Annotated in this window: 9 protein-coding genes and 1 pseudogene; 7 read left to right on the top strand and 3 right to left on the bottom strand. The window is 41.6% G+C overall.

All coding sequences use genetic code 11. The features are described from left to right. Positions 1-47 precede the first annotated feature (47 nt). From JCM16496_RS19610 to JCM16496_RS19595, 4 genes are all read left to right on the top strand, one after another. Positions 48-755, top strand: coding sequence for an RteC domain-containing protein (locus JCM16496_RS19610; RefSeq protein ID WP_128809747.1), 708 nt, complete (start codon positions 48-50; stop codon positions 753-755). Between the two features lie 219 nt (positions 756-974). Further along, positions 975-1,334, top strand: coding sequence for a helix-turn-helix domain-containing protein (locus tag JCM16496_RS19605; RefSeq protein WP_004294815.1), 360 nt, complete (start codon positions 975-977; stop codon positions 1,332-1,334). Next, complete coding sequence (locus JCM16496_RS19600) at positions 1,297-3,351, top strand: bifunctional DNA primase/helicase (RefSeq protein ID WP_025836261.1); 2,055 nt, start codon at positions 1,297-1,299, stop codon at positions 3,349-3,351. Before JCM16496_RS19605 ends, JCM16496_RS19600 begins: the two co-directional genes overlap by 38 nt. 414 nt (positions 3,352-3,765) lie before the next feature. Then, entirely contained in the window at positions 3,766-4,287 is a 522-nt protein-coding gene (locus tag JCM16496_RS19595; protein ID WP_025836260.1) for a dihydrofolate reductase family protein, read from the top strand. Here the strand turns inward: JCM16496_RS19595 and JCM16496_RS19590 are convergent. Then, the gene (locus JCM16496_RS19590) at positions 4,284-4,661 is read right to left on the bottom strand and encodes a winged helix-turn-helix transcriptional regulator (RefSeq protein WP_025836259.1); all 378 of its coding nucleotides are present in this window, start codon (positions 4,659-4,661) and stop codon (positions 4,284-4,286) included. The two genes, JCM16496_RS19595 and JCM16496_RS19590, sit on opposite strands and share 4 nt — an antisense overlap. A 172-nt stretch (positions 4,662-4,833) precedes the next feature. Between JCM16496_RS19590 and JCM16496_RS19585 the strand changes: the two genes are divergently transcribed. The 3 genes from JCM16496_RS19585 to JCM16496_RS19575 all read left to right on the top strand — a co-directional run bounded on the left by JCM16496_RS19585 (position 4,834) and on the right by JCM16496_RS19575 (position 8,270). Further along, positions 4,834-5,733, top strand: a complete 900-nt coding sequence (locus JCM16496_RS19585; protein ID WP_128809746.1) for a radical SAM protein — start codon at positions 4,834-4,836, stop codon at positions 5,731-5,733. Next, positions 5,733-6,647, top strand: coding sequence for a dihydroorotate dehydrogenase (locus tag JCM16496_RS19580; RefSeq protein ID WP_025836257.1), 915 nt, complete (start codon positions 5,733-5,735; stop codon positions 6,645-6,647). Before JCM16496_RS19585 ends, JCM16496_RS19580 begins: the two co-directional genes overlap by 1 nt. A gap of 510 nt (positions 6,648-7,157) precedes the next feature. Then, positions 7,158-8,270, top strand: coding sequence for a site-specific integrase (locus tag JCM16496_RS19575; protein WP_025836256.1), 1,113 nt, complete (start codon positions 7,158-7,160; stop codon positions 8,268-8,270). Between the two features lie 144 nt (positions 8,271-8,414). Here the strand turns inward: JCM16496_RS19575 and JCM16496_RS19570 are convergent, their stop codons facing one another. Together JCM16496_RS19570 and JCM16496_RS19565 are read right to left on the bottom strand one after the other, a co-directional pair. Beyond that, complete coding sequence (locus tag JCM16496_RS19570) at positions 8,415-9,737, bottom strand: sigma-54-dependent transcriptional regulator (protein WP_025836255.1); 1,323 nt, start codon at positions 9,735-9,737, stop codon at positions 8,415-8,417. Further along, positions 9,730-10,545 (bottom strand): annotated as a pseudogene (locus tag JCM16496_RS19565) (response regulator); the annotation flags it as partial. The pseudogene JCM16496_RS19565 and the gene JCM16496_RS19570, both read right to left, overlap by 8 nt. Positions 10,546-11,069: the final 524 nt, after the last annotated feature.

Raw genomic sequence — 11,069 nt, 5'->3', positions numbered from 1 at the left:
GACTTTAGGTAGATGTTATACGTCCATTGTTTGAAAAATTGCGAGAAATGACTATCGCATACGAATTTCAGAGTGAACAAGAAGAAATTCACTTTTTCAAAGAAATAAAGCCAGATATTCTTGGTAGGTACATATTCTTTCATAAAGTTGTTAGAATTGAAATGAAACGTCCTATTGGTAGTGATGATGTGCAGAGAGAATATCTTCATAGTCAATTAAATAGTCTGAAATATTTTTTTGACCAAAATCTTGATTTTTACCAGTATTACCGTTCAAGAGCAACGCATTTAGATACTTATTACTTTGTTCGATATAAAAGTAACTTTCGGTTATGTTTAGATTGCAATTTTTTGGATAAAGACCCTGCTTTTTCAACCGGGTTTGACTATAAAGTGGCAAAAATATTATCTAATGAAATGTTGCGCATATATTTAAATCGCCAGTTACAGTTATTAGATAGAAAAACGCAGATTGCGGAAATACGAACTTCACTTTCAGATTTTAGTTTAAAATGGACTAGCTCGAAATCTGAAGCAATAGAATGGGGATATGGATTGTTTGCTGCAAAATCATTGAATTATGGAAATGCTACGATAAAAGAAATTATGGCATTTATCGAAGCTGCATTTGGCATTGAACTGGGAGATTACTACCGAACCTATTTAAGCCTTAAAAATCGAAAGAAAGACCGAACTGCTTTTTTCACATTCATAGTAGAGCAACTGCAAAAGCGTATGGATGATGATATTCTGTAGATAAGATATTTAACCAATTAGAAAACTACCATGTTATTAGCAACTTGGTAGTTTTTCTTTTTATACAGACTGGCAATATGAATATGACTGAAACATGCAATTTTCTCTGAAATTCACTTCAAAAGACATTGAAAATAATTTCAACCAAGTTGATATAATCTTGTATTTTTTATCTTACAGAAAGATGCAATTTTGCGGCAAATCAATTAGTTATCATTTATGGAAATAATAACATTCGAGTCCAAAGCCTATAAGGAACTGGACAACAAGATTACCGCTATTGCCGATTACATCTTCAACCATGCGGAAATGGCAAAGCAAAGCGAGGAAGATATGTGGGTGGACAGCTACGAGGTCTGCACGTTTCTGAAAATAAGCGAAAAGACCCTGCAACGCCTGCGAGTGTCGGGTACTATCGCCTATTCCAACATCAGGGGACGTTATTTCTACAAGGTCAGCGAGATACGCCGGATGCTGGAAGAACGCCTGATTAGGAGCAACAAGGAGAACATCGACAACCTGATAACCAACCACCAACTGTATGCTAAGGAAAGAGGAAATCTTAGAAAGAACAAGTAACGGGCTGGCGGTATTCAAACACTACCTGCCCGGCAACTGGCGCATAGGTCGCAACTTTCTTAACCCGCTGTACGAGGACAGCAAGGCTTCCTGTAACATCTACTTCGACCGTCATAGCGGTATGTATAAAATGAAAGACTTCGGTAATGACAGTTACAGTGGCGACTGTTTCTTCTTCGTGGGGCAGCTAAAGGGGCTGGACTGTAACCGGGCGGCTGACTTCGTGGAGATACTGGAGATTATCGACCGGGATTTGGGCTTGGGGCTGGCTTCCGGCACTCCAGTTTCCGTTTCTCCTGTAACCGTCCGCCGGGCAGTGCCGGACAAACCCGAAGAAACACCCGAAAAGCCCGTCAAGCCCTACCAGTTTCGGGAACAGAAGTTTCCTCTTGCCGAACTGGTGTACTGGCAACAGTATGGCATCACGCCCGAACTGCTGGAGCGTTACAAGGTCTGTTCGCTCCGGGAGTACCACAGTGAAACGGCAGAGAGGAAACCGTACACCTACACTTCATCGGTGGCAGAACCCATGTACGGCTATAAAGGCAAACAGCACATCAAGCTGTACCGCCCGTTCTCCACGCCCCGCTTCCTCTACGGCGGCAACTTTGGCGAAAACTACTGTTTCGGGCTGGAGCAACTGCCCGCCAAAGGTGACACGCTATTCATCACGGGCGGCGAGAAAGACGTGCTTTCGCTGGCGGCACACGGTTTTCATGCTATCTGTTTCAACAGCGAAACGGTGACTATCCCGCCCACGCTGGTTTATCGGCTGACGTTCCGTTTCAAACACATCGTCCTGCTCTTTGACATGGACAAGACGGGCAGGGAAAGTTCACGCAAGCAGGAAAAACTACTGGAAGAATTTGGCGTGAAACGCCTGTTACTCCCACTTCCGGGAACGAAAGAGGAAAAGGACATTTCCGACTACTTCAAAGCCGGGAACACCCGTGAAGATTTCCTGAAACTTTTTATCGATTTTTTAGACAACCTGTATAGCGACACATTGATTATGCTAAAATCATGCGAGATAGATTTCAACAACCCGCCCGCCAAAGCGCAAGAGATTATTTCGGCGGGTGACGTTCCGTTAGGAACACAAGGTAACCTGTTCGGCATTACCGGGGGCGAGGGAACGGGAAAGAGCAATTATGTAGCTGCAATTGTGGCGGGCTGCATCTGTCCGGCTGGTGCGGAAGTAGATACGTTGGGCGTACAGATAACCGCCAACGGCAGGCACAAGGCGGTTTTGCTCTATGATACCGAACAGTCGGAAGTACAACTGTTCAAGAATGTAAGCAACCTGCTGATACGCGCCAAACAGCCGGACAAACCCGATGAACTGAAAGCATTCTGTCTGACGGGTATGTCACGTAAGGAACGTTTACACGCCATAGTACAAAGCATGGATAAATTCTACTACCAGTACGGCGGCATCCAGTTGGTCGTCATCGACGGCATCGCAGACCTTGTAAAGAGTGCCAACGATGAAGCGGAAAGCGTGGCGGTGATAGATGAACTTTATCGGTTGGCGGGTATCTACAACACCTGTATTCTTTGTGTGCTGCACTTCGTTCCGAACGGCTTGAAGTTACGGGGACATTTGGGCAGTGAGTTGCAGCGTAAGGCGGCTACAATCCTTTCGATAGAGAAAGACGAAGAACCCGCCCAGTCGGTGGTAAAAGCTCTGAAAGTAAGGGACGGAAGCCCGTTGGACGTTCCTTTGATGCTCTTTGCATGGGACAAGGAAGCGGGGATGCACGTGTACAAAGGGGAGAAACCCCGTGAGGAAAAGGAGAAGCGTAAGGAAAGGGAACTGGTGAATGTAGCACGTGACATCTTCGGTCGGCAGACACGCATCACCTATATAGACCTTTGCGAGCAGTTGCAGCAGGTCTTGGACATCAAGGAACGTACTGCAAAGAGTTATATCCGCTTCATGCGGGAAAGGGACATCATCACCAAAGACACGGCAAACCAAAGTTTCTTTGTTATGGGTTCATATAATCTTCAATAGAACATAACAACCCATAAACGTATGGACGAAACTTGTGTGGTTCATGTGTTTGTGTCCTGTCATGTTGTGATAACACGGCAGGATTTCTATTATTTGCAAGGTTATTCCAGTGATTTTTACTACTTTTGCAAAAGTAACATAAGAAAATAACGGCGATTGCACAGCTTCGGCTGTGATTTCGTCTTTATATATAACATATACGTTCGCCGAACGTCCCAATGCGAAAACTGGCACTTTTCAAAACGAGGGGATATTCAGCGCAGGATATGCTATGTTTTATCATAGCGTGGTCTTGCCTGTTCCTCGTTTGGGTATTGCCAGTACCTCGCATTGAAGCAGTGTAAGAGCCACGCTTCTTTTTGGGGGTATTGGCGGGCAGTTATCAAAGATTATTAACTGTTAAAACCAATATTTATGGGGCAGATAAAATCATTTATAGCACTATCTCTTGACGGTTTTATTGCGTCTGTCGATGGAGAATTGGATTGGATTCCACAAAGCGTAAGGGCGATACCTAAAAGTTTATTCGAAAATGCTTCTTGCTTATTAGTCGGTGCTAATACATACAACTATCTTTTTGAGCATTTAGATGGGCAGGTTTATAAAACAAAGCCTATTTATGTCGTTTCACATTCCGATTATAATATACTCCCCAATAGCAATATTTCATTTCTTACTGAAAAGCCATTGGATGCAATAAGAAGATTGAAGCAGCACCATGAAATATTAGTCATAGGAAGTGCTAAATTATTAACAGAATTAATTCAATTAGAATTATTGGATGAAATAACTATTTGCCATATTCCGGTTTTTGTAGGAAAAGGAATAGGCTTTATCGGAGAAACATTTGGTTCTTATTGGCAGTTAGTAAAATGTCAATCAAATGAGGGCGCAATATTTGCGACCTACAACTATAAGAAAAAGCAGGATGATTAACTATCCTGCTTTTTCTTAATTGATTCCATTTTATTACGATGTTTCAAAATTTCATCGGAATGTTCCAATGCCCATTGAATAATTCCATCTAAAGGTAGCATAAGACTTTCACCAAGTGGTGTAAGGCTATACTCTACTTTAGGAGGTATTTCGGGGTATAATTTACGATTTACCAACATATCCGCTTCTAATTTTTTCAATGCTGTAGTCAGCATCTTTTGAGATATGTTAGGAACATTGCGCATTAATTCATTAAAACGCATTGTCCCATTTTTTTGCAATAAGACCAGTATTCTTAAAGACCATTTATCACCAAAACGGTCTATAATGCCACACGCTGGACATACCGCTTCTCTATAATGATTTTCTTCCATATTTTTTTATCTTTAAATAATTGTCAATCAACAAGAGTTACCTTGTGGTAAGCATCTTACCTTTATGTAAGTTCTTTTTTTATACTAAGTAACTTTATATCTTTGTTTGCGCAAAAGTAACTAAATATATTGGAAATACAAAATTTGGTGTGATTATAAAATGGATAAATCAATGGAATTAAAAAGAATGCAATTTACTGGTTCTGTTTGGAGACCGCCTTACGAAGCAAATTCACTATTGCTTCAAGCCACTATAGGATGTTCACATCATAGGTGTAAATTCTGTAGTTTGTATAAAGACACGCAGTTTAGAGTTGCTTCCCGTGAGGAAGTTGAAAGGAATTTAGAAATAGCCCAGCTATATCAACCAAAAGCACGAAGAGTATTTTTAACTGGTGCAAATCCGTTTGTACTTAGCTTTGAAAAACTGAAAATACTTGCCACTTTAATAAAGATATATCTTCCGGAAGTGCAAAATATCGGCTGTTTCGCTCGAATTAGCGATATAAAACAAAAGACAATAGAGCAATTGATGGAATTACGTCAATTAGGATATGACCGGATTTCTATCGGGACAGAAAGTGGAGATGATATTACGCTGTCACAAATGAATAAAGGGTATTCTGTTATGGATATTGTTGAACAATGTCGAAAATTGGAGAATGCTGGTATTGAATATAATTTCACGTATTTGATTGGGCTTGCAGGAAAGGGGCAAGGGGAGCGCAATGCTATTAATACGGCTGATACTTTTAGTTTGTTGCATCCGTATATTATCAATGTACTTTCTTTAACCGTATTTCCCGATACAGTTCTTTATGAGGAAATAGGAACGGGGACATTTGTTGAAGCATCGGAATATGAACGGATAGAAGAAATGGAAATGTTTATTGAACGATTCCAACCGTCTAATTGTGTTCATCTTTTAGCAAACACTATATCTAACCCCATACCTTTTATTGGAGTTCTACCCAAAGAAAGAGAACGGATATTAAAAGAAATACAGTCCATTAAAAATAATTTCAGGGAAGAGGATTTAAGAGATTATCGTAAACGCATAAAATCGTTATAATGGCAAAATTAGAAACAAAAATAAGTGGTATTGATTTTAAAAATCCTGTAACAGTTGCATCGGGAACTTTTGGATATGGAACAGAGTTTTCAGATTTCTTTGATGTGTCTTTATTAGGAGGAATATTTGTAAAAGGAACAACGCTATATGCGCAAGAGGGTAATCCGTACCCTCGAATGGCGGAAACTCCATCAGGAATGTTGAATGCAGTTGGGCTTCAAAATAAAGGTGTAGATTATTTTGTGAATAATATATATCCGACAATAAAAGACATAGATACAAATATGATTGTAAATGTTGGAGGAACGACCATCGAATCTTATGTAAAATGTGCCGAAACAGTAGCCACATTAGATAAAATTCCGGCAATAGAGTTAAATATAAGTTGTCCGAATGTAAAACATGGAGGTATGGAGTTTGGAGTAACAACTAAAGGTGCAGCATCTGTTGTTAGTGCAGTCAGACAGGTTTACAATAAGCCGTTGATTGTTAAGCTATCCCCAAATGTAACAAATATTGCAGATATTGCTAAAGCAGTAGAAGATGCAGGGGCAGATGCTATTTCTATGATAAATACAATTATGGGGATGGCTATAGACATAAATTCTCGTAAACCTATCTTATCTACTGTAACTGGTGGGTTGTCCGGCTCTTGCATCAAACCTGTTGCATTACGAATGGTTTGGCAAACATATAAGGCTGTTAAAGTTCCGATTATAGGTTTAGGTGGAATATCATCATGGCAAGATGCTATAGAATTTTTCCTTGCTGGTGCTACCGCTATTCAAATAGGGACATATAATTTTATAGACCCGACTATAAGCCTAAAAGTAATAAACGGCATCAATTCATATCTTGACGAAAATGGTTTTTCTGATATACAGGATTTGACAGGTGCATTAGGAGGGATTTAAGCCAAAATCTTAGTGCAAGGTGCAAGTATATATTTATATATATAGCTTGCACCTTGCACTAACCGCAGAATATTTATATTCAATGATTTGCATATTTCAAAAGAAAGCCATATCTTTGAACCCGAAAGTTAGGCAGACAAACAGCGGTCAAAGTCGGACAGGCTTAACGGTTGAAAATCGTTACTGTTTCGTTACCTATTTGAAATTTTGAAATCAAAGTAGCTGAAATATAAGCGGTTAGAGTTATAGGTTCAAAACCCTCTCTCTCCGCTGGAAAGAATTGCAAAATGAAGAAAATCCCTGTAAATTAATACTTTACAGGGATTTTTTGTTTTTGGTACATAGCAAAAATAAGCATATCAAAGCATTCTTTCGGTGTACTATTCGGTGTACCTGTTTGCCTTCAATGTCAGGTACACCTATTAAGTAAATAATTCATTGTTTATCAGTGTTTTGCATCTTGACTTGTTGCTCTTGGAATTTTAGTTTTGTGATTAAAAAACAAGTAAGATGGAAAGAACAACATTTTGTCTATTGTTCTACATTCGTAGGACGAAATTGAATCGGAATGGTGAGGCTCCGATAATGATGAGAATTACAGTGAATGGAGTCCGGGTTGATGCTTCAGTGAAGAAAACAATTCTTCCGGAATTCTGGAGTGCGGCAAAAGGAAAGGCCCTGGAAAAGAAGCGTGAGTACAAGGAACTGAATCTGTATCTTGATTCTATCCGTTTGAGGATAATGAAAATTCAGCGTGAACTGGAAATAGAAGGTGTAGCGGTTTCTGCCGGCAGTGTCCTGGACCGTTTTTGGGGTAAGGATGCTCCCGTACAGCGTACCCTGTTTGAGGTTTTCCGTGAACATAATGATAAATGCGCCCAATTGTCCGGTACGGACATGGCGCCTGCAACCGTGCAGCGTTATGAGACATCCTTGAAGCATACTCAGGATTTTGTTTGGGAGACATATCATAAGAAAGATATTCTTTTGGATGAAGTTTCCCGCCAGTTTGTTGAGGATTACGAGTTCTGGCTTAAGACAGAGAAAAAGTGTTGTCATAACACTGCCACCAAATATTTGAAGAATTTTAAGAAGATTATCCGTATTGCTTTGGCTAAGGGATGGATGAAGAACGATCCGTTTTTAGAAATTAGATTTTCATTGGATAAGGTGGAACCGGACTTTTTGGAAGATTCAGAAATCCAGAAGCTGATATCGAAGGAAATTGATATTCCACGATTAAGTCAGGTACGGGATATTTTTGTGTTCTGTTGCTTCACCGGTTTGGCTTTCTCGGATATTCATGGTTTGAGAAAGGAACATATCGTGGAGGACTCGAACGGTGTCAGGTGGATACGCAAGGGAAGACAGAAGACCAAAATCATGTGTAATATTCCATTGATGGAAATACCATTAAAGATATTGGAAAAGTATTCTACCAATGAATATTGTAAGAAACATGGTGTGCTTTTTCCGGTACTTTGCAATCAAAAAATGAACGCCTACCTTAAGGAACTTGCTGATATTTGCGGTATAAAGAAAACATTGACCACCCACCTTGCAAGACATAGCAGTTTTTCTTTCTCGCTAAGATTCAATAGTTTACAGAATATCTCGGCTTAATAGGTAACGATTTAGAAACCAGCGAAATTCTGTATTTCACCTCGTTTTGCAGTAATTCAAAAGAACGCTTTTATATCTGCAAAGATAACATTATTTTTTTGAATAACAAACCTTTGCAGATAGTCAAATTCAATAAATTATCAGCTATGGTCGCTTGAATTTATATTTTAACCCATATTCTTCAAGTTTGCTGTATAGTGCCGACCTGCTTATTCCCAACAGTTCAGCAGCAAGGCTCCGGTTGCCGTTTGCTTGTTCCAAAGCACGCAATATCCGTTCTTTATCCTCCGCATCATTGCGCAAGGCGAAGCTGACGGGAGAAGTCGGTTTCGTAACGGCAAGTTCCAAATGCTCTTTCGTGACCATACCCTCCTGTGTCTGCAATACGGCTCCCATGATTTTCTGCCGAAGCTCCCGCACGTTGCCCGGCCACGGATGTGTCAGCAACGCTTTACGGGCTTCGGAACTGAAACCGCTCACATTGCATTCCAGTTCCTTGTTGGCAATCTCGCGGAAGAACTCCGCCAGCGGCATGATGTCCTCCTGACAATCACGCAACGGCGGCACGGTTATCACGAAGTCTTGCAGACGGTAGAGTAAATCCTGCCGGAAACGCTTTTCGCTCACTGCCACCTCCAGATCCTCGTTGGTGGCGGCGATGATACGGACGTTGAAACTCCTGTCCGATTTGTCACCGACCGGGCGATAACGCCTTTCCTGTATGGCACGGAGCAACATCTGCTGGGTTTCCATTGCAAGGTTGCCCACCTCGTCAAGAAACAATGTGCCGCCCTCCGCCTCATGGAAATATCCCTTCTTGGAGCTGTCAGCCCCCGTGAACGCGCCTTTGACGTGTCCGAAGAATGCCGACGGCGCAAGTTCTCTGGATAGTGAACCGCAGTCCACCGCCACGAATGGTTTGCTCGCACGTTTACTCTTTTCGTGCAGGTGGTGGGCGATATGCTCCTTGCCCGTGCCGTTCTCTCCGAATATCATCACGCTCATGTCGGTTGCAGCTACCAACTTTATCCTGTGCATGATTTTCTGAAAGGCGGAACCTTCACGGGCGAAAACGGGCATCCGTTTGTGTCCCGACTGCCGCTCCTTCTGTATGGAGCGGATAAGGGGGACGAGTTTATCCTCTATCAGTTTTTTAGGTATATAGTCAAGCGAACCGAGTTTCATACTTTCCACGGCAGTATGCACTTCGGCGTAGTCGGTCATTATGATGAACGGCTGCATATTTCCCTCCTTGCGCATCCAGCGCAGCAGGTCTATTCCGTTGCCGTCAGGCAGACGCAGGTCAGAAACGATTATATCATCATCCGTCGCCTGTTGCAAATGTTTCTTTGCTGTCAAGAGGTGGTAAGCCTGCACGGTGTTGTACCCCTCTCGTTTAAGTAGATTACAAACATACTCGCAATACACGATGTTGTCCTCCACCACAATTATTCTTGTCTTATCCATTTTCGTATTTTCTCCTTTCCACTTTTGCCTGTCGGATTATGTCCGCTCCCTTATTCAATACTGCGGACACGGCATTACTTAACGCTTCGTTATCGGACTTATCCTTTCCATGAAGCAATCCATAAAGTTCCCTTAACGACTGGTCGGTACGGAGTATCTCCCACGAACTGCGCAAGTGATGTGTCAAGGCATCAAGTTCTTGCAGGTCGTTTCGCGTTGCCGCATCCCGTACCGCCTGCATTTCCTTCTCGGTTTCTGTTATCAATTTATCCAGCATGACAGCTTCATCACCGTATGACAACAAGGCGGAAAAGTCTGGCTTTCCGTCGGATGTTACTTTCATGGCGCACTTGTCGGAAACTTCCATCAATTCAGATATGGAGAACGGCTTGAACAGGCATCCAGCAAAGCCCCATTCCAATAGTTCCTTTGCATCGCAACTGCCCGAAGCGGTTGCCACGACCACGGGGATTGTATGTGAATTGCCCACGTTGGACGAGCGCAGAAGTTCCAGCAGCTCGAAGCCGTTTATGCCGGGCATATTCAAGTCCGTAAGCAACAAGTTGTATTCTTTGCGGCGTATCATTTTCATCAGTTCCGCCGCATCGGTGCAGGTGTCGCAGTGTATCCCTTCTTGGGCGTACATCTCTTTCAGCATCAGTAGCAACACCTCGTCATTGTCGATGGCGATGACATTGATGTTTCTTTCCTTTGGGTGGATATAGGTCTGTATCTCTTTTTCCGGCACTTCTTCGGCTTTCGACATAGGTATTTCCACCGTGAAACGACTTCCTTTACCTTTCTTGCTGTATTTCTGTTCTCTTTTTCATAACATTGACTTTTTTTTTATGCCTTGTCGGTGGCTTCCCCTTGCTCGTTTCAGGGGGCAGATACGGACGGGGAGAAAATATGCAAGGCTTTTGGTGAAAAAATTTTCAACCGTCCCGCTGGACGGATTGAAAAAATTTTCGCTAAAACCCGTAGGGCGCGAAGCGCCTTGCATATTTTTAGGGCCCGGCCGTAGCTTCGCACCCTGAACCATGCAAGGGGAAGTCATGACAGGGTAATAAAAATGAGGAAATTGTTATTTGAAGAAAAAGGGGTAAGGAAATATAGCAAGATTCAAGAGGCTGCACAATGCACAATGTTAAAATAAATTAAAGCATTATATGGAAAATGTTTTTCTTGTTTGATGGCATTGGTATTTTATGATTATGGAAATCAATGGATATAACATCTAAAAAGTTTTATTTTTGTGCTTTAAATTTGGTTAAGAGTTAAATTAGCCATAATCTATTTTTTAAGTTTCCCTTTTTAACTTATATATTTCAT

The sequence above is a fragment of the Bacteroides rodentium JCM 16496 genome (genome assembly GCF_000614125.1).
GTDB lineage: Bacteria > Bacteroidota > Bacteroidia > Bacteroidales > Bacteroidaceae > Bacteroides > Bacteroides rodentium.
This window is presented reverse-complemented; position numbering and strand designations above follow the sequence as displayed.